The 23,879-nt window shown below is 55.0% G+C and carries 24 protein-coding genes; 8 read left to right on the plus strand and 16 right to left on the minus strand.

What is annotated here, in order from left to right:
* Window positions 1-41: 41 nt before the first annotated feature.
* From nrdD to treR, 4 genes are all read right to left on the minus strand, one after another.
* Window positions 42-2,177 carry an anaerobic ribonucleoside-triphosphate reductase gene (gene nrdD / locus C0557_RS01480; RefSeq protein WP_007372822.1) on the minus strand — a complete coding sequence of 712 codons (2,136 nt, stop codon included), beginning with the start codon at window positions 2,175-2,177 and terminating at the stop codon, window positions 42-44.
* Window positions 2,178-2,557: 380 nt separating this feature from the next.
* Complete coding sequence (treC, locus tag C0557_RS01485; RefSeq protein ID WP_208657248.1) at window positions 2,558-4,213, minus strand: alpha,alpha-phosphotrehalase; 1,656 nt, start codon at window positions 4,211-4,213, stop codon at window positions 2,558-2,560.
* Window positions 4,214-4,258: 45 nt separating this feature from the next.
* Window positions 4,259-5,677: a PTS trehalose transporter subunit IIBC gene (gene treB, locus C0557_RS01490; RefSeq protein ID WP_074774332.1), complete on the minus strand. Its 1,419-nt coding sequence runs from the start codon at window positions 5,675-5,677 to the stop codon at window positions 4,259-4,261.
* A 125-nt stretch (window positions 5,678-5,802) separates the two neighbouring features.
* Entirely contained in the window at window positions 5,803-6,750 is a 948-nt protein-coding gene (gene treR, locus C0557_RS01495) for a trehalose operon repressor TreR (RefSeq protein WP_074774335.1), read from the minus strand.
* Between the two features lie 203 nt (window positions 6,751-6,953).
* On the opposite strand from treR, the gene mgtL reads away from it, so the two are divergent.
* Window positions 6,954-7,004 (plus strand): mgtA regulatory leader peptide MgtL, encoded by a 51-nt coding sequence (mgtL, locus tag C0557_RS27600; protein ID WP_227123200.1) that lies wholly within the window; start codon window positions 6,954-6,956, stop codon window positions 7,002-7,004.
* A gap of 243 nt (window positions 7,005-7,247) precedes the next feature.
* Window positions 7,248-9,956: a magnesium-translocating P-type ATPase gene (gene mgtA / locus C0557_RS01505; protein WP_208662759.1), complete on the plus strand. Its 2,709-nt coding sequence runs from the start codon at window positions 7,248-7,250 to the stop codon at window positions 9,954-9,956.
* Between the two features lie 146 nt (window positions 9,957-10,102).
* Here the strand turns inward: mgtA and ridA are convergent, their stop codons facing one another.
* From ridA to pyrL, 4 genes are all read right to left on the minus strand, one after another.
* Window positions 10,103-10,489 (minus strand): 2-iminobutanoate/2-iminopropanoate deaminase, encoded by a 387-nt coding sequence (gene ridA, locus C0557_RS01510; RefSeq protein WP_035887044.1) that lies wholly within the window; start codon window positions 10,487-10,489, stop codon window positions 10,103-10,105.
* Between the two features lie 82 nt (window positions 10,490-10,571).
* A complete protein-coding gene (gene pyrI / locus C0557_RS01515; protein WP_043955368.1) occupies window positions 10,572-11,033 on the minus strand; it encodes an aspartate carbamoyltransferase regulatory subunit in 462 nt (153 codons plus the stop codon).
* Between the two features lie 13 nt (window positions 11,034-11,046).
* The gene (gene pyrB / locus C0557_RS01520; RefSeq protein ID WP_007372832.1) at window positions 11,047-11,982 is read right to left on the minus strand and encodes an aspartate carbamoyltransferase; all 936 of its coding nucleotides are present in this window, start codon (window positions 11,980-11,982) and stop codon (window positions 11,047-11,049) included.
* 35 nt (window positions 11,983-12,017) lie between these two features.
* Window positions 12,018-12,122, minus strand: a complete 105-nt coding sequence (pyrL, locus tag C0557_RS01525) for a pyr operon leader peptide (protein ID WP_072043081.1) — start codon at window positions 12,120-12,122, stop codon at window positions 12,018-12,020.
* On the opposite strand from pyrL, the gene C0557_RS01530 reads away from it, so the two are divergent.
* Window positions 12,102-12,218: a hypothetical protein gene (locus C0557_RS01530; protein WP_090135648.1), complete on the plus strand. Its 117-nt coding sequence runs from the start codon at window positions 12,102-12,104 to the stop codon at window positions 12,216-12,218. The two genes, pyrL and C0557_RS01530, sit on opposite strands and share 21 nt — an antisense overlap.
* A 3-nt stretch (window positions 12,219-12,221) precedes the next feature.
* Here C0557_RS01530 and C0557_RS01535 read toward each other — a convergent pair whose 3' ends face one another.
* The 5 genes from C0557_RS01535 to arcA form a co-directional block, all read right to left on the minus strand.
* Window positions 12,222-12,701: an arginine repressor gene (locus C0557_RS01535; RefSeq protein ID WP_007372833.1), complete on the minus strand. Its 480-nt coding sequence runs from the start codon at window positions 12,699-12,701 to the stop codon at window positions 12,222-12,224.
* 105 nt (window positions 12,702-12,806) lie between these two features.
* Window positions 12,807-14,210 carry a YfcC family protein gene (locus C0557_RS01540; RefSeq protein ID WP_208657250.1) on the minus strand — a complete coding sequence of 468 codons (1,404 nt, stop codon included), beginning with the start codon at window positions 14,208-14,210 and terminating at the stop codon, window positions 12,807-12,809.
* 48 nt (window positions 14,211-14,258) lie between these two features.
* Entirely contained in the window at window positions 14,259-15,263 is a 1,005-nt protein-coding gene (argF, locus tag C0557_RS01545) for an ornithine carbamoyltransferase (protein ID WP_208657251.1), read from the minus strand.
* A gap of 19 nt (window positions 15,264-15,282) precedes the next feature.
* Window positions 15,283-16,194 carry a carbamate kinase gene (arcC, locus tag C0557_RS01550; protein ID WP_208657252.1) on the minus strand — a complete coding sequence of 304 codons (912 nt, stop codon included), beginning with the start codon at window positions 16,192-16,194 and terminating at the stop codon, window positions 15,283-15,285.
* Between the two features lie 10 nt (window positions 16,195-16,204).
* Window positions 16,205-17,425, minus strand: coding sequence for an arginine deiminase (gene arcA / locus C0557_RS01555; RefSeq protein ID WP_208657253.1), 1,221 nt, complete (start codon window positions 17,423-17,425; stop codon window positions 16,205-16,207).
* Between the two features lie 677 nt (window positions 17,426-18,102).
* Between arcA and C0557_RS01560 the strand changes: the two genes are divergently transcribed.
* Window positions 18,103-18,555, plus strand: a complete 453-nt coding sequence (locus C0557_RS01560) for a YhcH/YjgK/YiaL family protein (protein ID WP_035887053.1) — start codon at window positions 18,103-18,105, stop codon at window positions 18,553-18,555.
* A 37-nt stretch (window positions 18,556-18,592) separates the two neighbouring features.
* Here C0557_RS01560 and argF (C0557_RS01565) read toward each other — a convergent pair whose 3' ends face one another.
* Both argF (C0557_RS01565) and C0557_RS27605 read right to left on the minus strand, forming a co-directional pair.
* Complete coding sequence (argF, locus tag C0557_RS01565) at window positions 18,593-19,597, minus strand: ornithine carbamoyltransferase (RefSeq protein ID WP_074774353.1); 1,005 nt, start codon at window positions 19,595-19,597, stop codon at window positions 18,593-18,595.
* Window positions 19,567-19,662, minus strand: coding sequence for a hypothetical protein (locus tag C0557_RS27605; protein WP_371813225.1), 96 nt, complete (start codon window positions 19,660-19,662; stop codon window positions 19,567-19,569). Before C0557_RS27605 ends, argF (C0557_RS01565) begins: the two co-directional genes overlap by 31 nt.
* A 97-nt stretch (window positions 19,663-19,759) precedes the next feature.
* On the opposite strand from C0557_RS27605, the gene rraB reads away from it, so the two are divergent.
* From rraB to C0557_RS01580, 3 genes are read left to right on the plus strand one after another with little or no spacing between them, the layout of a single operon-like run.
* A complete protein-coding gene (gene rraB / locus C0557_RS01570) occupies window positions 19,760-20,191 on the plus strand; it encodes a ribonuclease E inhibitor RraB (RefSeq protein WP_074774356.1) in 432 nt (143 codons plus the stop codon).
* A 45-nt stretch (window positions 20,192-20,236) separates the two neighbouring features.
* The gene (gene miaE / locus C0557_RS01575) at window positions 20,237-20,995 is read left to right on the plus strand and encodes a tRNA isopentenyl-2-thiomethyl-A-37 hydroxylase MiaE (RefSeq protein ID WP_007372842.1); all 759 of its coding nucleotides are present in this window, start codon (window positions 20,237-20,239) and stop codon (window positions 20,993-20,995) included.
* A 22-nt stretch (window positions 20,996-21,017) separates the two neighbouring features.
* On the plus strand, window positions 21,018-21,842 hold the full coding sequence (locus tag C0557_RS01580) for a topoisomerase II (protein ID WP_208657254.1): 825 nt from the start codon (window positions 21,018-21,020) through the stop codon (window positions 21,840-21,842).
* A gap of 39 nt (window positions 21,843-21,881) precedes the next feature.
* On the opposite strand, the gene C0557_RS01585 is transcribed toward C0557_RS01580, so the two are convergent.
* The gene (locus C0557_RS01585; RefSeq protein WP_074774360.1) at window positions 21,882-22,385 is read right to left on the minus strand and encodes a GNAT family N-acetyltransferase; all 504 of its coding nucleotides are present in this window, start codon (window positions 22,383-22,385) and stop codon (window positions 21,882-21,884) included.
* A gap of 197 nt (window positions 22,386-22,582) precedes the next feature.
* Here C0557_RS01585 and C0557_RS01590 point away from each other — a divergent pair, with 197 nt between their 5' ends.
* Window positions 22,583-23,785, plus strand: coding sequence for a YjgN family protein (locus C0557_RS01590; protein WP_208657255.1), 1,203 nt, complete (start codon window positions 22,583-22,585; stop codon window positions 23,783-23,785).
* Window positions 23,786-23,879 lie beyond the last annotated feature (94 nt).

Here is a 23,879-nt window from a genome sequence, read left to right on the forward strand (position 1 = left end):
GCCCGGCGCGGGTAAACGCCATTCACCGGGCAACGGAGCTGTTAACCGAGTTGCCCGTTACCGAGGTGTTTCACGCGGCGTTTAACTTCTTCCTGTTTACCGGCGTTAAACGGACGGGCATCCGGGCTGCCGAGATAACCGCAAACGCGGCGCGTGACCGAAACGCGCGCGGCGTCGTGGTTGCCGCATTTCGGGCAGGTGAAACCTTTACTGGTGCACTCGAACTCGCCGGTAAAACCGCACTCGTAACACTCATCAATCGGCGTATTGGTGCCGTAATACGGTACGTGCTGATAGCTGTAATCCCAGACATCTTCCAGCGCCCGCAGGTTGTGCTGAATGTTCGGATACTCGCCATAGCAGATAAAACCGCCGCTGGCCAAAGGCGGATACGGCGCTTCGAAATCGATCTTGTCGTACGGGTTAACCTTTTTCTCAACGTCGAGGTGGAAGCTATTGGTGTAGTAGCCTTTGTCGGTCACCCCATCCACGACGCCAAACTCAGCGGTATCCAGGCGGCAGAAGCGATCGCACAGGTTTTCGCTCGGCGTACTGTAAAGGCTGAAGCCGTAACCGGTCTCTTCTTTCCACTGATCGACCGCCTGGCGCAAGCGCTCGACAATCGCCACGCCTTTTGCCCGCAACGCTTCGCTGTCGTAAATATGCTTGTTGCCGGAGAGCGCGTTAATGGTTTCGTGAATGCCGATATAGCCCAGCGAAATCGATGCGCGGCCATTTTTGAAAATAGAGGAAATATCGTCGTCCGCTTTCAGACGTACGCCGCATGCGCCTTCCATATAAAGGATCGGCGCCACGCGCGCTTTCACGCCTTCCAGACGGGCGATACGGGTCATCAGCGCTTTACGCGCCAGTTCCAGGCGGCTGTCGAGCAGTTTCCAGAACGCCGCTTCGTTGCCTTTCGCTTCCAGCGCGATGCGCGGCAGGTTCAGACTGATCACGCCCAGGTTGTTACGCCCGTCATGGATCTGCTCGCCGTTCTCTTCATAGACGCCGAGGAAGCTGCGGCAGCCCATTGGTGTTTTGAACGAGCCGGTGACTTTAACCACTTGATCGTAGTTCAGAATATCCGGATACATACGCTTGCTTGCGCACTCCAGCGCCAGCTGTTTGATGTCATAATTCGGATCGTCAAACTTATGATTCAGGCCGTCACGGATGGCGAACACCAGTTTCGGGAACACGGCGGTTTTGCGGTTTTTCCCCAGACCGGCAATACGGTTACGCAGAATGGATTGCTGGATCAAACGGGATTCCCAGCTGGTACCCAGGCCGAAACCAAAGGTGACGAAGGGCGTCTGACCGTTGGCGGTGTGCAGCGTGTTGACTTCATATTCCAGCGACTGGAACGCGTCGTAACACTCTTTCTCGGTGCGGCTGTGGGCGTAGCCGTCGGCGTCCGGAATCTGCCACTCTTCTGCTACCTTGCGATGTTTTTTGAAGCTGGCGGTGACAAACGGCGCCAGTACTTCATCAATACGGTTAATGGTCGTGCCGCCGTAGATATGGCTGGCGACCTGGGCGATGATCTGCGCGGTGACGGCGGTCGCGGTCGAGATCGATTTCGGCGGTTCAATTTCCGCGTTACCCATTTTAAAGCCGTGCGTCAGCATGCCTTTCAGATCGATCAGCATGCAGTTGAACATCGGGAAGAACGGCGAGTAATCCAGATCGTGATAGTGGATTTCGCCACGTTCGTGGGCCAGCACGACATCGCGCGGCAGCAAGTGCTGACGGGCATAGTGTTTAGCAACAATCCCTGCCAGCAAATCGCGCTGCGTCGGGATCACTTTACTGTCTTTGTTGGCGTTCTCGTTCAGCAGCGCCGAGTTGGTCTGCTCGACAAGCCCGCGAATATCCTGGTTCAGGCGGCCACGTTTTTCACGCGCGATATCGCGATCGTGGCGATATTCGATATAGGCGCGCGCCAGCTGTTTGTACGGCCCGGACATCAACTGGTTTTCAACGGCCGTCTGGATCTCGCTGATGTCAACCTGCGATCGATCCTGCATTTGACGACTGATTACGTCTGCGACGGTGGCGCAATAATCTGCGTCATCGACTCCCGCTGCTTTAGCTGCACGCAAAATCGCTTCTTGAATGCGCTCTGATTTGAAAGGCACTTTACAGCCATCTCGTTTCATCACATGCGGTGTCATGATTACTCCATTTTAAAAAACAGGTTATCCACAATGGAAGACGCACTAATGGCTTAGCTATTCATTACTAAAACCAATGAGTTTGTCTTGTTTTGGCCCGTGTTATCCACAGCGTGTATAGGTTCCCGTGGGGACGGCTTGTTTGAATAGTAGACGGAAAATACAAGATATTGGGCCGGAGAGCATTCTAAATTCTATATATAGTGATTTGCATCAAACATGTTTGCGTTTTTATTGACTCAGGACAAAGTAAAAATTTGATAGCACAGAGGACGGGCACCCTGGCGGAATGTAAATTTTAGCGTTCTCATTTTGACTAAAAATTCAACAAAAACAGCAGGCTTATGCCTGCTGTTGTGTTTGCGTTTAGTCGGATAAGTCTAAGACTGTCGCCACCACACGGCTTCGAACGGACGAAGCACCATGTCGCCAGGTTTTGCGGAGATTTCGGCATAATTGCTGATCACAACCTGCCAGTCGCCGGGCATCTCTTCCGGATGCCACGGCTGAAATGTGTTGCTCAGATTCGCAATAACCAGCAGCGTTTCGCCCTGCCACTGGCGGCGGTAACACCACAGATACTGATGTGTGGGCAGCAGATCCTGGTAATCTCCCCAGGTGAGCAGCGGCAGTGTTTTACGCAGACGGATGAGCTTCTGGTAGGTATAAAATACCGAATCCGGATCGCTGATGGCCTTCTCAACGTTGATTTCACGGTAGTTGTCGCACAGGCCAATCCACGGCTCGCCAGTGGTGAAGCCGGCATTTTTGCGGGCGCTCCACTGCATCGGCGTACGGCTGTTGTCGCGGGATTTGCTGGCCAGAATCGCCAGCAGTTCTTCCGCCTCGCGTCCGGCGGCGCGCTGCTCGGCAAACATATTGTGGCTTTCGACATCGCGGTAATCGGTAATGCGGGAAAAGTGCGGGTTGGTCATGCCAATCTCTTCGCCCTGATAGATATAGGGCGTGCCCTGCATGCCGTGCAACATCATCGCCAGCATTTTGGCGGCCGGAACGCGCAGCATGCCTTCATCGCCAAAGCGAGATGCAATGCGCGGCTGATCGTGGTTACACCAGAACAGCGCATTCCATGCGACGTTATGCATCCCCTGCTGCCAGTGGCGGAACAGCGCTTTCAGCGCCGCATAATCCGGCCGCGCGCGAACCCATTTTTCGCCGTTGGGGTAGTCCACCTTCAGGTGGTGAAAATTAAAGGTCATCGACAGTTCACTGCCGTCCAGCGCGCCATAGCGCTTACAGTTCGCCAGCGAGGTAGAGGACATTTCGCCCACCGTCATCAGTTCGCGCGGCTGGAAAACCTCGCGGCTCATCTCCTGCAGAAATTCATGCGCTCGCGGGCCATCGGTATAAAAGCGTCGCCCGTCGCCGTCGTGATCGTCCGGGAAATCCTGCTCTTTGGAGATTAAGTTGATGACATCGAGACGTAAACCGTCAACGCCACGATCCGCCCAGAAAGCGCAGACCTCTTTTAATGCGTCGCGGACCGCCGGATTTTCCCAGTTGAGATCGGCCTGCTCCGGCGCAAAAAGGTGCAAATAGTACTGGCCGCTCTGGCTGTGCCAGCGCCACGCGCTGCCGCCGAATTTGGAACGCCAGTTGTTTGGCGCCACGTCCGGTTCGCCGTCGCGCCAGATATAGAAACTGCGGTAAGGGCTGGCGGGATCCTGCGCTTCCTGAAACCAGGCATGCTGCGTTGAGGTGTGATTGAACACCATATCCAGAATCAGGCGTATTCCGCGTTGGTGCGCCTGTGCCACCAGTTCGTCAAAGTCTTCCAGCGTACCGTAAGCGGGGTCAATAGCGGTGTAATTCGCTACGTCGTAACCGTTATCGATCTGTGGGGAAATGTAGAACGGTGTCAGCCAGATGGCATCCACACCCAGGGTTTGCAAATAGTCGAGGCGGGCGATAACGCCGCGTAAATCCCCGGTACCGCTGCCGGTCGAATCCTGAAAACTTTTTGGGTAAATCTGATAAATGACGCCGTTTTGCCACCAGTGGGGAAGGGTATTCATAACGATTCCTGCGAAAACAAAGGGGGCGCAAACGCGCCCCAAACATTACACAATCTGCAAAGTGCCTTGACGGAACTTGCGCTGATAAACAAAGGAAGTGAGGGCAATAGGGATCACCACGGCGATGGCCATCGCAAGCGTATAGACCTGCCAGTAGGTGGGTTGAATAGAGAGAATGCCCGGCAAACCGCCGACGCCGATACCGTTCGCCATTACGCCGTTCAGACCGCACAGCAGCCCGGCGAAGCCGGAGCCAACCATGGCGCACAGCATCGGGAAGCGGTATTTCAGGTTAATGCCGTACATTGCGGGTTCGGTTACGCCTAAAAAGGCGGAAATGGCGGCAGGCACGGAGACCTCGCGTTCATTTTGTTTACGGCTGGCGATGATGATGCCGACCACTGCCGACCCCTGGGAGATATTGGAGAGCGCAATCAGCGGCCATACCGGCGTGCCGCCCATGCTCTGGATCATCTGCATATCGATCGCCAGCGTGGTTTGATGTACGCCAGTGATGACCAACGGCGCATAGAGAAAACCAAACAGCGCCGCGCCAATCGGGGCAAAGCTGCCGGTCATCAGGTGACGAACCGTATACGCCACGCCATCGCCAATCATGCGGCCGAACGGGCCGATAAAGGCGTGGGCGAGGAACACCGCCAGGATTAACGAGCAGACCGGTACGACCACCAGATAGAGGTAATCTGGCACCAGGCGTTTTAAGCGCGTTTCAATCACGCCCAGCATCAGACCCGCCAGCAGCGCCGGGATAACCTGCGCCTGATAACCCACTTTGGCGATGGTAAACAGGCCGAAATTCCATGCTTCCGGCGTTTGCGAACCCAGCAGATAAGCATTCATCAACTGCGGCGACACCAGCGTGATGCCCAGTACGATCCCAAGGATCGGCGTTCCGCCCATTTTGCGCACCGCTGACCAGCAGATGCCAACCGGCAGATAGAAGAAGATCGCCTCGCCAATCAGCCACAGGAAGTCGTAGACCGTTTTCAGCGACGGGAACATCTGCGCCAGCGTCTGGCCATTGCTCATCGGCACATCGCCGATCACGTTACGAAAACCGAGAACCAGGCCTCCGCTGATCAGCGCCGGGAGCAGCGGGAAAAAGATCTCGGCAAAATGAGAGATCAGGCGCTCGTGCCATTTCATATTTTGCCGCGCCGCCAGCTTGGCCTGCTCTTTATCAGCATGCGCCAGGCCGGTGGCTTCGCGCAGCGCCTGATAGTAGTCGCCGACGTTGGTGCCGATCACCACCTGAAACTGTCCGGCATTGGTGAAACAGCCTTTAACCATCGGCAACTGCTCAATCTCTTGCGGGTTGGCCGCTGCCGGATTGTTCAACACGAAGCGTAACCGCGTAATACAGTGGCTGACAGTCGCGATGTTTTCGCGTCCGCCCACCAGTGCGATCAACTTCTCAATATCTGATTGATTTACTTTGCCCATCAAGGTGCCTCTCGAAGGAGAAATGATGCGTAATGACCGGAGCAAAGCGTAACCAGGAGCAAAAAAATAGAAAATGGGAACGTTCCCGAAACCGGGCAAGGATCACAATAAACCGTACGGCAAAATCAGGCGAGTTTGGCGGGGATCACAATTTGCCGTAAATCAGCGCGACCATTAACTTGTTCTATTAACTGGGCAGCGGCCTGGCGGCCTGCTTGGGCATAGCCGGGATCGACGGTAACAATTTCCGGATGCAGGAACTTCATCAACGGCGTATTACCTACGCTTGCAAGTTGCAGGTTTTCGATGCGCTGTTGCTGCAAGTATTTGCTGGCACCCAGCGCCAGCGTATCGGTAGCGCACAGTAGCGCGGTGGTTTGCGGCGTCAGCACTTCAGCAACATGGTCGTAACCCTGCTTCATGGCAAGGCCCGGCAGCACGGAGAGCGGTTCAATCTGGTATTGCTGGCAGCATGCCAGATAAGCATCGTGGCGGCGTTTACCGGTCGTGACATCGCTGTGCGGCACGCCGATAAAGCTGATATGGCGATGACCCTGAGCGTAGAGTTTTTCCATCAATAGTTGAATGGCGCCTTCGTCGTCGTAACACACCGAAGAAAAACCGTTCGCGTCGCGCGCCAGCAGCACTAACGATGACTGCCAGGAGGCCAGCAACTCTTCGGTAATGCCGGTAAAACCAAACAGCACGACGCCGTCGATATTGCGGTGGCTCAGCATCTGCAAATGCTCGCCGACCAGTTCCGGCGAAAACTGGCTCTCCATCATGATCGGGTCGTAACCCTGTTCGTAGAAGGCGGGGAGCATGGTCTGCACCGCCAGGTTTTCCGACAGGGAATCGAGACGCGAGACGATAATCGCCACCACTTTGTCGCTTTGCCCGCGCATGGCGCGTGCGGAACGGGAAGGGGAGAAGCCGTGTTGATTGACGATGGCCTCCACTTTTTCGCGCGTCCGCTGGCTCACGCCGCTTTCATTATTCAGCACGCGGGAAACGGTGGATTTCCCCACTCCGCTTAAGCGCGCAATGTCTTTGATTGTCAGCCGGTTTTGCATGCGTCCTGTCCTGTTCCTTATTAAGGCGGATTGCAGAATAGAGGAGTTTCGTTCAGGTTCCAACCGCTCAGCAATGAGCAAAGTCTGGTTTATGCACTTTGTGCGGCTAAATATCGTTGCGTATACGTTTGGTTTAATTCAGCGGAGCTATGATACCGCCACGTAATCTTACGAATGCACTTCTTACCCTTACCGGAGGCCAGATGGATCCCGATCCCACACCTCTCCCGCGATGGAGAACTGTTTCCCGGTAAGCCTGCTTTTGCTGCCTTACCGGATGCGTAAGGCAGCGACGTTATTGTCCCTGCCCAAACAGAAACGCCTGCTGGCGCGGTGTTGCCACGCCACTTGCGTAAAATTTACACCCATCATTCATGCTGCATTGAGGCGGCAAGGTATTGAATTCCTCGCTTAACGCCTGGGATTCGCCGCCGCGATCGGGTCTGAAAGATGATGTGCAGAAGGCACCCGCGTGATGCGGGGGCAAGGATATGACTATGCTGAAAAACTTCACCCGGCAGCTCTTCGCTCGCCTGAACCGTCATTTACCGCGTCGTCTGGTACAGCGCGATCCGCTGCCCGGCGTACAGACCGTTAGCCACGGCGATATTCCCGCGTCGATGGGCGAACGCTGCCTGTCGATTGCTGCGATGGAACCGACACTGCTGTGGCAAACTTTTGCCAGCCACCCGGAAGGGCTCACCGAGCAGGAAGTGGCGCAGGCGCGCGAAACGCACGGCGAAAACCTGATCCCGGCGCAGAAACCGTCACCGTGGTGGGTTCATTTGTGGAGCTGCTACCGCAACCCGTTTAACCTGCTGCTCACCTGCCTTGGGGTGATCTCCTATGCTTCAGAAGATCTGTTCGCCGCAGGCGTGATTGCGCTGATGGTGGCGATTTCTACCCTGCTCAACTTTCTGCAAGAAGCGCGTTCCACCAAAGCGGCGGATGCGCTGAAAGCGATGGTCAGCAACACCGCGACGGTGCTGCGGGTGGTGAATGAAAAGGGCGAGAATAACTGGTGCGAGATCCCTATCGATCAACTGGTGCCGGGCGATATCGTCAAGCTGGCGGCGGGCGACATGATCCCGGCGGATCTGCGCGTCTTGCAGGCGCGGGATCTGTTCGTGGCTCAGGCGTCGCTGACCGGTGAATCGCTGCCGGTAGAAAAAGTGGCGATCAGCCGCCAGACGGCGCAGAAAAACCCGCTTGAGTGCGACACGCTGTGCTTTATGGGCACCAATGTGGTGAGCGGAACCGCGCAGGCCATGGTGATTGGCACCGGCGGCAACACCTGGTTCGGGCAACTGGCCGGGCGCGTCAGCGAACAGGAAAGCGAACCGAACGCCTTTCAGAAAGGGATCAGCCGCGTCAGCATGCTGTTGATCCGCTTTATGCTGGTGATGACGCCGATCGTCTTGTTGATCAACGGCTTTACCAAAGGTGACTGGTGGGAAGCGGCGCTGTTTGCCCTCTCGGTTGCCGTTGGCCTGACGCCGGAAATGTTGCCGATGATTGTCACCTCGACGCTGGCGCGAGGCGCGGTGAAACTGTCAAAACAGAAAGTGATCGTCAAACATCTGGATGCGATCCAGAACTTTGGCGCGATGGATATTCTGTGTACCGACAAAACCGGCACCCTGACGCAGGATAAGATCGTGCTGGAAACGCACACCGATATCAGCGGCAAAGTCAGCGAATGGGTGCTGCACAGCGCATGGTTGAACAGCCACTACCAGACCGGGTTGAAAAACCTGCTGGATACCGCCGTGCTGGAAGGCGTCGATGCGGAAGCGGCGCAGACGCTCTCTTCGGACTGGCGCAAAGTGGATGAGATCCCGTTTGATTTTGAACGCCGCCGGATGTCGGTGGTGGTCGCCCAACAGGCGGATGTGCATCAATTGATCTGCAAAGGCGCGCTGACGGAAATTCTCAGTGTGTGCTCGCAGGTCCGCTTTAATGGCGATATTGTCCCGCTGGATGAGACCATGCTGCGGCGCATTGAACGCGTCACCAGCACCCTGAACCGTCAGGGGTTGCGCGTGGTGGCGGTGGCGACCAAATACTTGCCCGCGCGCACGGGAGATTATCAGCGTGCGGATGAGTCGGATCTGATCCTCGAAGGCTACATTGCGTTCCTCGATCCGCCGAAAGAAACTACCGCTCCGGCGCTGAAAGCGCTGAAAGCCAGCGGCATCACCGTTAAGATCCTCACCGGCGACAGCGAACTGGTGGCGGCAAAAGTGTGTCATGAAGTCGGGCTGGAAGTGGGCGATGCGCTGACCGGCAGCGAAATCGAACATATGAGCGATGATGAACTGGCGCAGATGGCGAAACATATCACGCTGTTTGCCCGGCTGACGCCGCTGCACAAAGAGCGCATTGTTCGCTTGCTGAAACGCGAAGGGCATGTGGTCGGCTTTATGGGCGACGGTATTAACGATGCCCCGGCGCTGCGCGCGGCGGATATCGGTATTTCCGTGGATAGCGCGGTCGATATCGCCCGCGAAGCCGCCGATATCATCCTGCTGGAAAAGAGCCTGATGGTGCTGGAAGAGGGGGTGATTGAAGGGCGTCGGACCTTCTCCAACATGCTGAAATACATCAAAATGACGGCCAGTTCTAACTTCGGTAACGTCTTCAGCGTGCTGGTGGCGAGCGCCTTCCTGCCGTTTCTGCCGATGCTGCCATTGCACTTACTGATTCAGAACCTACTGTACGATGTGTCACAGGTGGCGATCCCGTTTGATAACGTTGACGACGAGCAAATTGCCAAACCGCAGCGCTGGAACCCGGCCGATCTCGGGCGTTTTATGATCTTCTTCGGGCCGATCAGTTCGATCTTCGACATTGTGACCTTCTGCGTGATGTGGTGGGTGTTCAAAGCCAATGTGCCGGAAGCGCAAACCCTGTTCCAGTCTGGCTGGTTTGTGGTTGGCTTACTGTCGCAAACGCTGATTGTGCATATGATCCGTACCCGTCGCGTGCCGTTTATCCAGAGCCGCGCCGCATGGCCGCTGATTGGCATGACGCTGATGGTGATTTGCGTCGGCATTGCGCTGCCGTTCTCGCCGCTGGCGAGCTACCTGCAATTGCAGGCGCTGCCGCTGAGCTACTTCCCGTGGCTGGTGGCGATTCTGGCGGGTTATATGACGCTGACCCAGTGGGTGAAAGGCTTTTACAGCCGTCGCTATGGCTGGCAGTAATCCGTTGATTGCCCGCTGGCGCTGCGCTTACCGGGCCTACGGTACTGCTACGTGCTGTGGGGAAGTTGTAGGCCGGATGGCGGCAGGCTTATCCGGCCTGTAAACCGGCTGGCCGGATACGTTTACGCGGCCACCCGGTATGCGGATTAGCGACGTACGGCGATCGCTTCAATCTCGATTTTCACATCTTTCGGCAGGCGCGCCACTTCCACGCAGGAACGCGCCGGGAAGGTGGCGTTATGCTCAGCGAAAAAGGCTTCGTAAGTGGCGTTAACGGTGGCGAAATCGTTCAGATCTTTCACGAACACGGTAGTTTTCACAATGTCGCCCACTTTCAGGCCAGCGGCTTCGACGATCGCTTTCACGTTGTCGAGAGACTGGCGCGCCTGCGCGGCGACATCTTCCGGCACGCTACCGGTTTTCGGATCGACCGGGATCTGGCCGGAGGTGAGGATCATATTGCCGAGATCAACAGCCTGCACATAAGGGCCGATGGCAGCTGGCGCATTTTCCGTCGCGATAACTTTAGTCATGATGTTTCCTGAATATCAGCGGTAATAAGGTGGCGGTCATTATACACGTTATCGCACAGACCGCCTCTTTACTGGCCGGGCGTTAATTGGCCAGCACGACGTGATGCGAGAACTCTTTCTCGCAATATTTGCACTTCAGCGCGATATCCTGCTCGCGTTGTTTCACCGCAAAGCTGGAAGCGACCGGCTCGGCATGGCTGATGCAGTTGCTGTTCGGGCACACCAGTACGCCAGTGATGCGTTCCGGCAGGCTCGGGCGCGATTTGCCCACCACTTCATACTCATCAATCCGGTTAACGGTGGCCTGTGGCGCATACAGCGCCAGCTGGTTGACCTGCTCATCGGTGAGAAAGGTGTTCTCGATTTTGATCAAATCCTTGCGGCCCATTTCACCGGACGGCAGGTTAAGGCCGATGGTGATGCGCTGGTCGGTTTCCGTCAGCTTGAACAGCGTCAGCAGCTTGAACCCGACGCGGGCAGGGATGTGGTCAATCACGGTGCCGCGTTTAATGGCTTCGACCTGAAGTTTATTATCGTGTGTCATTGTCGTTTCCCCCTTACAGAGCCAAATCGCGATTGAGAACCAGCGCCAGCAGAGCCTGGCGGGCGAAAATACCGTTGCCGGCCTGCTGGAAATACCAGGCGTGCGGCGTTTTATCCACGTCGGTGGTGATCTCGTCAACGCGCGGCAGCGGATGCAGCACCTTCATATTGCTGCGTGCGCCGGTCAGATCGCTGGCGCGCAAAACAAACTGCGCTTTGACGTTGGCGTATTCCGACGGATCCAGACGCTCTTTCTGTACGCGGGTCATATAGAGGATATCCACTTCCGCCATCACCTCTTCGATGCTGGCGTGCACGCTCCAGGCCATGCCTTTCTCGTCAAGCATATCCAGAATGTACTGCGGCATCGCCAGCGCATCCGGGGCGATAAAGTAGAAACGGTTGCCGCTGAATTTTGCCAGCGCCTGCGCCAGTGAATGCACGGTACGGCCATATTTCAGGTCGCCGACCATGGCGATATGCAGGTTTTCAAGGCGTCCTTGCGTCTCCTGGATGGTGAAGAGATCGAGCAGCGTTTGCGTCGGATGTTGGTTAGCACCGTCGCCAGCGTTCAGCACCGGAATACCGCCGGAAAATTCGGTCGCCAGACGCGCCGCGCCCTCCTGCGGGTGGCGCATCACGATGGCATCCACATACGTGCTGATAACCGAAATGGTGTCTGCCAGCGTTTCGCCCTTCTTACCCAGCGAAGTGTTGCTGCTGTCGGAAAAGCCGACTACGCTCGCGCCGAGACGGTGCATGGAAGTTTCAAATGACAGACGCGTACGGGTGGAGGCTTCAAAGAAGCAACTGGCGATCACTTTATGCTTGAGCAGCTCTGGCTGGGGGTTGGCCTTCAGTCGTGCGGCGGTGTTAAGCACCAGTTCCAGTTCTTCGCGGCTGAGATCGTTTATGGAAATGATATGTTTCTGATATAGCGGATTAGCCATGGTTATCTCCTGACGACTGCGCAAAAAAAAGCCCCTCAATAGAGGGGCTGTGGAATAGGGTTCGCAACGGGAAAGAAAAACGGCAGGCCAGCGTCCTTTTTCAGACGCGGTAAGACAGTTTGTCGTACACACTGGACCATGCTTCCTCCCGGCAAATTGTCCCGGATTATACGCAGCTGCTTTTTTGGATCAAGCGATTGATGCACATTTTACGCAGTGCAAACGGTTCTCTTTGAATATTAATGCGTTCTAAGTAGATAATTAATTTGTTTGTGTACTAACGCCGTATGCTTTACCTCTCTGGGCGCAACCCAGACAATGCTGCTCCCCGCCACGACGCCGAGGATTTCCGGCAACTGGTGATAATCCAGAATGCGTGCCACGGCGCGGCCATATCCGGCCACGGTGTGAATAAGGATAAATTCGCTATTATGCTCAACGCTGACCACCATTTCGGAGACCGTGCGGGCGGCGTCCGGCACCGGGCGCAGTTGCGGATTCAGCGCATAAATTTTTTGTCCTTTGGCGTTGCGGATTTTTATCACACCGAGCAGTTTCAACAGGCGGGACACGGTGGACTGGCTAATAGCGTCAAAACCGTGGTACTGCAAATCGCGACGGATCGCTTCCTGCGAAAGGTAGCTTTTTTCGCTAATCAGACGCTGGCAAACGGCCAATTGAAGCTGCTCTTTCGGTGAATAATCTCCATATTCCATCATCTTCTTTCCCGTATCAGTTGCCGAAACAAAATGCCCGGCAGCTCAACGCCTGCCGGGCCTGGTTACTCTCTGCACGGCCGGTTAAGCGTTGAGCCACCCGACGTGTTACAGCAGGGCCCCAATGCTCAGCGCCGCCATGATCACCACGGTCAATATCGCCAACAGCGGAGCAACCCACTTCAGATAACGGACGTAAGGAACATGAGCGATAGCCAGCCCCCCCATTACCACGGCGGAAGTCGGGGTTACCAGGTTGACGATGCCGGACGCGGATTGATAAGCGGTGACGACCAGATCGCGGTTGACGTTAGCGAAATCGGCTAGCGGCGCCATTATCGGCATCGTCAGAACCGCAAGGCCGGAAGAAGAGGGCACGAGAAACGACAACACCACTTCCAGCCAGTACATAACGTTAATAAACGCGACGGTGGATAACCCGCTGACCATGTCTTCGGCACTGTGCAAAATAGTATGAGTAATCATACCCTTATCCATGATTACTACGATACCGCGGGCAATTCCAATAATCAGCGCTACGCCCAGCAGATCCCGTGCGCCGTTGATAAATGTTGACGTCAGCTCCTCTTCGCTCATCCGGTCTAGCAGACCAACGATAATCGCACTCGCCAGGAACACCGCCGAGATCTGCGCCATCCACCAGCCCAGCACGGCGACGCCATAAATCATCACCACAAAGGCCAGCGCGAAAATCACCAGGATCAGCTTACGAAGCGGCGTAAATTCGAGCATCTCCTCAGATTTGTTCCCAAGGAAGAAGACCCGATCCTCTTCCTGCTTATCCGCGACGATCGACAGTGCAGGGTTCGCGCGGATTTTGCGAGCGTAGTGCATTACCCAGCCGACGCAAATCAGCCAACCGATGACCAGCAGCGCTAAACGCAGGGCGATACCGTGGGTAAAGGGGATCCCGGCAGCGTTGGCGGCGATCACCGTGGCAAATGGGTTGATGGTTGATCCGAGCGTGCCGATCCCCGCGCCGAGCAGAACGGTAGATGCGGCGACGACCGGATCAAAACGGGCGGCGAGCATAACGGGAACCAGCAGCGTATAAAACGGCAATGACTCTTCGGCCATGCCATAGATGGTGCCGCCAGCGGCAAACAGTGCCATCAGGATCGGGATCATCCACTCTTCGTGGCCGCGTAAGCGCGTGGTGACGCGCTCGATCCCGGCGTCGATGGCGCCTGTTTTGGTGACGATGCCCAGAAAGCCGCCGATGATCAGAATAAACAGCGCCACATCGATAGCGCCTGCCTGGCCGGTATCCGGATCGTACAGGCCGCTAATCGGTGCCATGATCACCGCGATAAGCCCCTGCGGTTGCGCGGCAACGTGCGCATAGGTACCGGCAACGGGTACCTCTTTGCCGAGCGCGGTGTTCATCGCCATATGATACTGACCGGCAGGAATGATCCAACTGAGCGCGGCGACAATGGCAATCAACAAAAAGAGAATGGTGTAAGCGGAAGGGAATTTGAACTTGCCCATGATGTGCTCCTTAACCCCGGCACACCTCGTGATGTGCCGGGGGAGTGATTAGTCGCCGAGTGTCGCCACCATCACCGCTTTGATGGTGTGCATCCGGTTTTCAGCTTCGTCAAAGACGATGGAGTTTGGCGATTCGAAAACCTCTTCCGTGACTTCCAGCCCTTTCAGGCCGTAGGCCATTTCGATCTCGCCGCCCACTTTGGTGTGCTCGTTATGGAATGCGGGCAGACAGTGCATAAATTTCACCTGCGGATTGCCGGTGGCTTTCACTACCGCGCTATTGACCTGATAGGGTTTCATCAGGCTGACGCGCTCGGACCAGGCCTCTTTCGGTTCGCCCATCGACACCCACACATCGGTGTAGAGGAAATCCACGCCGTGCACGCCTTCGTCCACCTCTTCGGTGAGCATGATGCGCGCGCCGGTTTCACGGGCGATGGCCTGGCATTGCTCAACCAGCGCGGCTTCCGGCCAGAACGACCTGGGCGCGACCAGCCGGATATCCATGCCCATCTTGGCCGCGCCAACCATCAGCGAGTTACCCATGTTGTTGCGCGCATCGCCGAGGTAGGCAAAACGCAGTTCCGACAGGCGTTTGCCCGGCGCGTGTTCGAGCATGGTCATCAGATCGGCAAGGATCTGCGTCGGGTGAAACTCGTTGGTCAGCCCGTTCCATACGGGGACACCGGCATACTGGCCCAGCTCTTCCACAATTTGCTGGCCATAACCGCGATATTCGATGCCGTCATACATGCGTCCCAGCACGCGAGCGGTATCTTTCATTGACTCTTTATGACCGATCTGCGAACCGCTCGGCCCGAGATAAGTCACCTGCGCGCCCTGATCGAAAGCGCCCACTTCAAACGCGCAGCGGGTGCGGGTGGAGGTTTTTTCAAAAATCAGCGCGATGTTTTTGCCAACCAGCCTCTTTTTCTCACAGCTCGCTTTTTTGTCAGCTTTCAACTGGATAGCGAGATCGATCAGGTACTGGATTTCCGCCGGTGTGTAATCGAGCAGTTTGAGAAAGTTGCGATTTTTCAAATTGATACTCATGAGATCTTCCTTTTTTAAATCAGTGACGAATTAATGTGCCTTTATCCCCGGCGAGAATGGCCGGGCCATCCACCAGCGCGCCAATGCCCGCGATGCCGTTGCAGGCCTCGACAAACTGGCGGCAGGCGGCGACTTTCGGCCCCATCGAGCCCGCGTCGAACTGCATCCCTTGCAACATTTCCGGGGTTACCTGCGCCAGCGGGCGCTGCGTGGGTTTGCCCCAGTCGAGATACACCGCGTCGGCATCGGTGAGGATCAGCAGAGCGTCCGCTTCGATTTGCCGCGCCAGCAGCGCCGCCGAGAGGTCTTTGTCGATCACTGCTTCAATGCCGTGGTAACCGTTGGCGTTTTCCACCACCGGCACCCCGCCTCCGCCATTGCAAATGACCAGGTGATCGCGGTTTATCAGCGCACTAATTGCGTCGCTCTCGACAATGCGTTTGGGCTGCGGGGAGGGAACCACGCGGCGGAAGTAGGGGCCATCCGCCTTAAATACCCAGCCTTTTTCCTGCTGCAGCGCGTGGGCTTGCGCCTTGCTGTAGACCGGGCCGATGTATTTGGTGGGGTTGGTGAATGCCGGATCGGCCGGGTCCACTTCCACCTGGGTGAGCAGTACGCTGACCTCGCGTTGCGGCAGGATATTTTTCAGCGACTGTTGCAGCATGTAGCCGATCATCCCCTGGCTTTCGGCGCCAAGAATGTCGAGCGGGTAGGGTGTGACTTTGTCGTAAGCGCTGTTTTGCAGCGCCAGCAGACCCACCTGCGGCCCGTTGCCGTGTACCAGCACCACGCGCCACTGCGCGGTCAGCCCGGCGATGGTGCGCGCGGCAAGATCAATGTTCTGGCGCTGAATGTTCGCTTCCAGCGGTTCACCGCGTTTCAGCAGTGCGTTGCCGCCGAGCGCGACAACCAGCGTAGGTTTTCTTTCCATGATGGCTCCTTTAAATCCCGTCGCGTTCCAGTGGGCAACTCATGCAGCGTGCACCGCCGCGCCCGCGTCCCAGCTCATCGCCAGGAATGGGCAGCACGGTGATCCCGGCTTTGTCATATTTTTCGTTCGTCCAGATATTGCGTTCGTAGCCCACCACCACGCCGGGGCGCAGCGTGAGGACGTTGTTGGCGTCATTCCACTGTTCGCGTTCGGCTTCGAAGGCATCGCCGCCAGTGGTGATGAGCCGCACCTGGTCAATGCCGAGCGCTTTCTCAATGGCGTGCAGAAGATCGTTCTCTTGCGTGCGTTGCAGGCCGCCGCGACCGTCCGGGGTGAGCGTCCAGCAATGTGCATCTTTGCGCACCACTTCCGGGTAGACGGAGAAGGTGTCGATATCGATATGCGTCATTACGGTATCGAGGTGCATACAGGAGCGGTGTTTGGGGAGTTCGACGACGATAACCCGTTCTGCCTGGCGGTGTTTGAACAGGCTGTTGGCAAGAAACTCAACGCCCTGCGGCGTGGTGCGTTCAGACAAACCAATTAATACCGCGCCGCGACCGATCACTAATACGTCGCCGCCTTCTAAGGTGGCATGGTCATAATTAATATTCTCGTCGCCAAAGTATTTAATAAATTCACCGTCAGCGAAGGCTGGATGCCAGCGATAAATTGCGCGCAGATTATTTGTTTCACGCTGGCGAGCCGGTTTGGCCATCGGGTTAATCGATACGCCGTTATAAATCCAGCACGAGGTATCGCGGGTAAATAAATGATTGGGCAACGGCTTCATAATAAAATCATTTGCCGTGTGGATATCCACCACCATATTTTTAATAAATGCCGGGATTTCTCCGTAGGTTAATCCGCCGCTGAGCCGCCGCGCCAGCTCGCGATTCGGCATATCCGCCAGCCAGCTGCGTACATCTGCGGCGAAGGTGGGGCCAAGGCGATAGTCGGAGATCTGCATGTCCAGCAGCCAGGCTTTCGCTTCAGCAATATCAAGTGTTTGGGTCAGAAGGTCGGTTAACAGCAGGACTTCCACACCCTGCTCGCGCAGCGTGTTTGCGAAGGCGTCGTGCTCTTCACCGGCACGCTCAACCGATAACACATCATCAAATAATAATTCCTGGCAATTCGATGGTGTTAAACGTTTCAGACTTAGATTGGGGCGATGCAGCATAACGCTTCGTAATTGGCCTATTTCAGAACCGACGTAGTGCTTTTCCATAATTATTCCTTTAACCGTTTTTTAAGAATAAAAAGGGGGCACGCGATGAAATCTTTTTAATTCCGTCGCGGGTTAATGGCTGTTAATTTCACGACTCATAGTAGAAGCCGTATGAATTAATAATGTGATTGTGCGCACGTCGGATGGGATATTAAAGGGCTGTTGTTCGAATGCATGATTCGCATCAGAGAATAGAGAATTAGCCTTATTATAAAGATGAATGGCTACGCATTAATGGCTGATATTATTCATGGTTGTTATAAATTTGTAGATATGCATGGATTTCATTGATATGTAACACCTTGATTTTTATGCGCTAATAGTGATGATTAGAATAAGTATGCAAAATAGTGAATAAAGCTGTTTTACAAGCGGGTGAAAAGGGAAATAACCAGTGAATTAACACGCAAATAAGCGGAGCGTCAAAGTGTGATTCAGAGAGGGGTTTTTAAATAATATATTAAATATCAGAATGTAACGGATGGGATAGGGTTTCCGTTGACCGAGTTTATGCACTATTACTGCATAAATTCCGCCTGAGGATTAACAGGCATATAACATATTTTCCGATAAACATGCGTTGTCACAAATCTCCCGTAAAAAGTAGTGGTATGGCAGTGTGAATTTTCGTATAAACATTTAAAAATGAAACGATGTTTTATATCGAGGGTTAAATCATGATCGTTGGTAATATTCACCATCTGCAATCCTGGCTGCCGCAGGAATTGCGCCAGGCTATTGAACACGTTAAACAGCATGTCACCGATGCGACGGCGATCGGCAAACACGACATCGACGGTAACCGCCTGTTTTATCTTATCTCTGAGGATTCTACTCAGCCATTCGCCGAGCGCCGCGCGGAGTATCACGCGCGCTATCTGGATATTCAGATCGTCCTGAAAGGCCAGGAAGGGATGACCTTCAGCACCTTGCCTGCGGGCGCGCCGGATACCGACTGGCTGGCTGATAAAGACATCGCGTTTTTGCCGGAAGGCGGCGAGGAAAAAACCGTGGTGCTAAGCGAAGGGGACTTTGTCGTCTTCTGGCCGGGCGAAGTACATAAACCGCTGTGCGCGGTGAATGCGCCTGCGAAAGTGCGTAAAGCGGTGGTGAAACTGCTGGTTGCCTGATAATGCTCCCTCACCCGCAGCGGGTGAGGGGCAAAACTTACTGGCTGAGCGTTGCCACCATCACGGCTTTGATGGTGTGCATCCGGTTTTCCGCCTGGTCGAATACCACGCTTGCCGGTGATTCAAACACTTCATCGGTGACTTCCATGCCGCCGTGCAGGCCAAACTCTTCCGCCATTTTCTTGCCGAGCGTGGTTTGATCGTCATGGAAGGCCGGCAGACAGTGCAGGAATTTCACCTGCGGGTTGCCGGTCAGCGACAGCATCATGCTATTCACCTGGTAAGGGCGCAGCAGCGCGATGCGTTCAGCCCATTTCTCTTTGGCTTCGCCCATCGACACCCAGACATCGGTATAGATGAAATCTGCGCCCTTCACGCCAGCGGCGACATCTTCTGTCAGCAGAATATTGCCGCCGTTTTTCACTGCCAGCGCGGTGCACTCCGCCACCAGGCTGGCATCCGGCCAGCAGGCCTTCGGCGCAACAAGGCGCAGATCCAGGCCGACCAGCGCCGCCGCTTCCAGCATGGAGTTGCCCATGTTGTTGCGCGCATCGCCAGCGTAGACCAGCGTCATCTGGTTGAACGGTTTGCCCGGCAGGTGCTCGCGCATGGTCAGCAGATCCGCCAGCAGTTGCGTCGGGTGGAACTCATTGGTTAAACCGTTCCACACCGGCACGCCTGCATATTGCGCCAGCGTTTCGACAATCTCCTGGCCGTAGCCGCGATATTGAATGCCGTCGTACATACGGCCCAGCACGCGCGCGGTATCTTTAATTGATTCTTTATGGCCGATCTGGCTGCCGCTTGGCGCAAGATAAGTGACGCGGGCGCCCTGATCGTATGCGGCAACTTCGAAAGAGCATCGGGTGCGGGTAGAGTCTTTTTCGAAGATGAGCGCGATGTTTTTGCCGGTAAGTTTCTGCACTTCCTGGCCTTTTTTCTTATCAGCTTTTAATTGCGAGGCGAGTTGCAGCAGGGCATTGATTTCCGCAGGTGTAAAATCGAGCAGTTTCAAAAAATGTTTCTGGTAAAACGCAGACATGTTTTCCTCACATGGCTAAGGCCACTTGTTGAATTAAAATTCAATTTATATGTATGAATATGCATTTGCAACCCCGGCGGATAAATCTTTTCGGCGAGGAGTGGAGGCAATGGCGGCGGTGTGTGACAATAAGTGTATCTGCCACATTATGAGGAACGAGCCATGGCGAACCCGGAACACCTGGAAGAGCAGCGCGAAGAGACGCGTTTGATTATTGAAGAATTGCTGGAAGACGGGAGCGATCCTGACGCGCTGTACACCATTGAGCATCATCTGTCGGCAGATGATTTTGAGACGCTGGAAAAAGCCGCCGTTGAAGCGTTCAAACTGGGTTATGAAGTGACCGAACCGGAAGAGCTGGAGCTGGAAGAAGGCGAAGTGGTGATTTGCTGCGACGTTCTGAGCGAATGTGCGCTGAACGCCGAACTTATCGACACGCAAGTTGAACAACTGATCAACCTCGCGGAGAAAGTCGGCGTTGAGTATGACGGTTGGGGGACTTACTACGAAGATCCTGACGGTGAAGAAGGCGAAGACGGCGAAGAAGGTGATGACGATTACGTCGATGAAGAAGACAACGGCGTGCGCCACTGAGTGACCGTTGCGGCAGCGCCTGCTGCCGCAAAGCAAGGAACCGCCATGGATTACCCGCAAATACTCGCCCCGGTTTTAGATTTTCTCCACTGCCCGACACCCAACGCCTGGATAGAAAAAGCCCGCGATCCGGCCATGCTGCCGCTGCTGCTGACCGACCACATGATCTGCGAACTGAAAGCGGCGCAAACCGCCATGCTGCTGGTACGCAAATATGTGGCGGATAAAGCCGGTTCGGATGCGCTGCTGGAGTGGCTGAAACCTTACGAAGCCTTCGCCTTTCGCGAAGGGCCGGAACCGGATTTTGTCGCCCTGCATAAACAGATCGGCAAAAGCGTCATGCCGCAGACCGACGATGCCTGGGGACGCCAGCTTATCGACAGCATGGTGCTGCTGATTAAAGAAGAACTGCACCATTTCTGGCAGGTGCGGGAAGCGATGAACGCCCGTAATATTCCCTACGTTAAAATCACCGCCAGCCGTTATGCCAAAGGCATGCTGAAAGAGGTTCGCACTCATGAGCCGCTCACTTTGGTCGATAAGCTCATTTGCGGCGCTTACATTGAAGCCCGATCCTGCGAACGCTTTGCCGCGCTTGCGCCGTGGCTGGAGGCAGATTTGCAGAGCTTTTATCTGTCGCTGCTGCGTTCAGAGGCGCGTCACTATCAGGATTATCTGGCGCTGGCACAACAGATTTCTACTGTCGATATCAGCCCGCGCGTGCGCCATTTTGGCGAAGTGGAAGCGGCGCTGATCTCAACACCGGATACGGAGTTCCGTTTTCACAGCGGCGTGCCGGTGTAATCCAACGTTAAGGGAACAAAGGATGAACTGGACGCACGTATTGATGGCGGCCTATGCCGGTGCGGCGATAACCATTGTCACCGGGCTGATGCGAAAAAAAGGGTGGCTAAGCAAGGGCAGCGCGGCAGTGCTGGTGGCGGTATTTATCGCCCTGTGGAATTTTATCGACATCCGCTATTTGCAGGCACAAAAAAATGCGCAAACCGCCGAGGCGCGGTTTGATGCAATGGTGCAGCAAGTTCCCACCTGGCAATTAATGGCCGAACACGAACCGAAGCTGTTTAGCGAGCTGCGTAATCAGGTTGTGGTGCTGATGAAAGCCGGTGCCAGTGAGCAAAAAATTATCGACACCATCCAGCCCCGGTTTAGCGCTTTGCAAATGCAACGTATGCCACTGGCATCGGATCAACTGGTAGTTGCGGAAACGCGTGTGTTGGCCGATCAAACGGTAGAAATGCAAAAAATCAGCGATAATGCCTGCTTTCGTTTCCATTATCCGGAAGTAAAAGGCGGCGTTAACCCGGTGGCGCTTAACTCGCGCGAGACGCTGAAACGCCGTCTGGACACCGATTACGCCATGCTACAGTCCACCTACGGGCCGGATAAGCACACCATTACGCCACAAGAAGAGAAGCAAGCGCAGGCGGATCTCGAACCGATTGTGCGTCAGCTCTACAGCAAATACGGGCAGGATGTGCAATTGCTCAGCCATCCGGATCAGGCGTCTGGCAAGGAGAAAGTGGTTTGCGACATGATGCTGGAGATTTTGCACGGAGTGCAGGCGCTGCCGCAGGAGCGGGCAGCTGGTCTGTATCGTTCATTAATGCTTGAGGCGAGCCGCTCGTAATCAGCACACGGAGCGGGTGCGATACCCGCTCGTTTACCGTTACAGCGTTTTCAGCATGCGCACTTCGCAGTCAACATGACCGGTGCAGCCCAGCGGCCCGTCGATATGTTCAAACCCCAGATGTTCATACAGACCGATGGCGTCGGTTAAAAACGCGGTCGTTTCCAGGTAACAGCGGGTAAAGCCCTGCGTACGGGCGTGATCCATCGCCATCAGCGCCAGCTTTTTCGCCAGCCCCTGACCGCGTGCGGCGGAAAGAAAATACATCTTTTGCAGTTCGCAAATATCCGGCTCGCTACATTTCAGCGGCGCAACGCCGCCTCCGCCCACGACCTCGCCATTCAGTTCGACAACCCAATAGGCGCAGCCCGGTTTACTGTAAAGCTGATAAAGCTCATCCAGTTCAGGGTCGGCAACGGTGTAGCCTTTATCGGCGGTGAGGCCATATTCCGCCGATACCTGGCGGATCACAGATGCGATTGCGGCATTGTCTGTTGCAGCAATCCGGCGCATTTTTACCTCTACCGGAGCGGTCACATTCATCTCTGATCTCTGTTAGGTTACTTTTTCACGTGATCACGCTTAATACCACTCCCACGGCAATCTGGCAAGACCAGGAATATTGGTCGCTATTTTTTTATCCATCAGCTATTTAAACTTGAGGTTGGAAATAACTATTCCGTAACATTTTTGTGTCTTATCAGGCTGGGCTTTTCTTTTTTTTTGCGATAAGGATTGTTATGACTTTCGATACTCAGGATTCCGCGACAACGCCGGTACGCCATTTCCTTTTTCAGGGAAGCGGTAAAGGCTATTTCCTGATCTGGCTGATTAATATTCTGCTAACCATGATAACGCTGGGGTTATATTTGCCATGGGCGTTAGTCCGTGCCCGCCGTTATTTCTACGCCAATACTGAACTGGAAGGCGCGCGTTTTTCTTACCACGCGACCGGACGTTCGGTATTTGTCGGCTGGCTGTGCATGCTGGTGCTGTATGCGGTTTTCATCATTAACATGGTGCATGGCAATATTGTCCTGCAACTGTGCATGATGGCGTTATTCCTGATCTTTTTCCCGTGGCTGATTACTCAGGGTTTGCGTTATCAATTTCTGATGACGGAGATTAACGGCATCCGCTTTAGTTTTTACGCCAGCCCGCTGCGCGCGTGGTGGGTGATGATGGGCTGCCCGCTGCTGATCGTGGCGGCTGCCATTATTGTGTTTTCATTCTTTACCTCCTCGGCGCTGAGCAGCGGTTCGTATACCGTTATTTTCACCATGATTGGCGCTGGTGCCCTGGTATTATTGCTGGGCGTGGCGATAATGCAGGGCGTATATGCTGCCCAGTGGTTTGGTATGCTGGTGAATAATCTGCAATACGGTAAGCTGAAATTTTCCGGCGAATTTTCGGTGAAAAAGTGCATCACCATTATTGTGCTGTCGATGCTGCTGTTTGTACCGTTTATTGCCATCGCGCTTTATATCACCATCCCGGCTTTCTTTATGCTCTCACAATATGCTTACGCGGTTGGCGACAATCCGGAGCAACTGGCGATGCTGATGGGGCCGTTTTATGGCAAATTAATCCTCAGCTACCTGGTTTATATCGTCGGCGCGATCATTTGCTATATTTTCGCCTTTGTGAAGCTGCGCAATTACCTTTATAGCCAGTTGGCTCTGGAAGGAAATATTCGTTTCTCCTCCACGGTCACGCTGGGGCGCGTGTTCTGGATTTCCGTCACCAATTTGCTGGTGTGCTCGGTAACGCTGTTTCTGGCGTGGCCATGGGCGAAGGTGCGTTTTACGCGCTATCTGCTGGAAAACACGTATCTGCACGGCGATCTGTCGTCATTACCGCTGGAAAATCACGATCAACAACCGGCAAAGGATCCGGCCAGCCTGCTGGCACGCGGTCTGTCGTTCTACCCGGCGCTGTTCTGATTTATTGTGCCGGATGGCGGCTACGCCTTATCCGGCCTACAGGCTGTATTGTGTTGGCTGAAACGTTGTAGACCCGGTAAGCGTCAGCGCCACC

It is taken from the genome of Kosakonia sp. MUSA4 (genome assembly GCF_013085925.1).
GTDB classification, from domain to species: domain Bacteria; phylum Pseudomonadota; class Gammaproteobacteria; order Enterobacterales; family Enterobacteriaceae; genus Kosakonia; species Kosakonia sacchari_B.

What these genes read in the sequence shown, in the direction of transcription:
- nrdD (WP_007372822.1), bottom strand. Translation starts at nt 2,177, where the DNA reads ATGACACCGCATGTGATGAAACGAGATGGCTGTAAAGTGCCTTTCAAA.
- treC (WP_208657248.1), bottom strand. Translation starts at nt 4,213, where the DNA reads ATGAATACCCTTCCCCACTGGTGGCAAAACGGCGTCATTTATCAGATT.
- treB (WP_074774332.1), bottom strand. Translation starts at nt 5,677, where the DNA reads ATGGGCAAAGTAAATCAATCAGATATTGAGAAGTTGATCGCACTGGTG.
- treR (WP_074774335.1), bottom strand. Translation starts at nt 6,750, where the DNA reads ATGCAAAACCGGCTGACAATCAAAGACATTGCGCGCTTAAGCGGAGTG.
- mgtA (WP_208662759.1), top strand. Translation starts at nt 7,248, where the DNA reads ATGCTGAAAAACTTCACCCGGCAGCTCTTCGCTCGCCTGAACCGTCAT.
- ridA (WP_035887044.1), bottom strand. Translation starts at nt 10,489, where the DNA reads ATGACTAAAGTTATCGCGACGGAAAATGCGCCAGCTGCCATCGGCCCT.
- pyrI (WP_043955368.1), bottom strand. Translation starts at nt 11,033, where the DNA reads ATGACACACGATAATAAACTTCAGGTCGAAGCCATTAAACGCGGCACC.
- pyrB (WP_007372832.1), bottom strand. Translation starts at nt 11,982, where the DNA reads ATGGCTAATCCGCTATATCAGAAACATATCATTTCCATAAACGATCTC.
- pyrL (WP_072043081.1), bottom strand. Translation starts at nt 12,122, where the DNA reads ATGGTCCAGTGTGTACGACAAACTGTCTTACCGCGTCTGAAAAAGGAC.
- C0557_RS01535 (WP_007372833.1), bottom strand. Translation starts at nt 12,701, where the DNA reads ATGATGGAATATGGAGATTATTCACCGAAAGAGCAGCTTCAATTGGCC.
- C0557_RS01540 (WP_208657250.1), bottom strand. Translation starts at nt 14,210, where the DNA reads ATGGGCAAGTTCAAATTCCCTTCCGCTTACACCATTCTCTTTTTGTTG.
- argF (WP_208657251.1), bottom strand. Translation starts at nt 15,263, where the DNA reads ATGAGTATCAATTTGAAAAATCGCAACTTTCTCAAACTGCTCGATTAC.
- arcC (WP_208657252.1), bottom strand. Translation starts at nt 16,194, where the DNA reads ATGGAAAGAAAACCTACGCTGGTTGTCGCGCTCGGCGGCAACGCACTG.
- arcA (WP_208657253.1), bottom strand. Translation starts at nt 17,425, where the DNA reads ATGGAAAAGCACTACGTCGGTTCTGAAATAGGCCAATTACGAAGCGTT.
- C0557_RS01560 (WP_035887053.1), top strand. Translation starts at nt 18,103, where the DNA reads ATGATCGTTGGTAATATTCACCATCTGCAATCCTGGCTGCCGCAGGAA.
- argF (WP_074774353.1), bottom strand. Translation starts at nt 19,597, where the DNA reads ATGTCTGCGTTTTACCAGAAACATTTTTTGAAACTGCTCGATTTTACA.
- C0557_RS27605 (WP_371813225.1), bottom strand. Translation starts at nt 19,662, where the DNA reads ATGCATATTCATACATATAAATTGAATTTTAATTCAACAAGTGGCCTT.
- rraB (WP_074774356.1), top strand. Translation starts at nt 19,760, where the DNA reads ATGGCGAACCCGGAACACCTGGAAGAGCAGCGCGAAGAGACGCGTTTG.
- miaE (WP_007372842.1), top strand. Translation starts at nt 20,237, where the DNA reads ATGGATTACCCGCAAATACTCGCCCCGGTTTTAGATTTTCTCCACTGC.
- C0557_RS01580 (WP_208657254.1), top strand. Translation starts at nt 21,018, where the DNA reads ATGAACTGGACGCACGTATTGATGGCGGCCTATGCCGGTGCGGCGATA.
- C0557_RS01585 (WP_074774360.1), bottom strand. Translation starts at nt 22,385, where the DNA reads ATGAATGTGACCGCTCCGGTAGAGGTAAAAATGCGCCGGATTGCTGCA.
- C0557_RS01590 (WP_208657255.1), top strand. Translation starts at nt 22,583, where the DNA reads ATGACTTTCGATACTCAGGATTCCGCGACAACGCCGGTACGCCATTTC.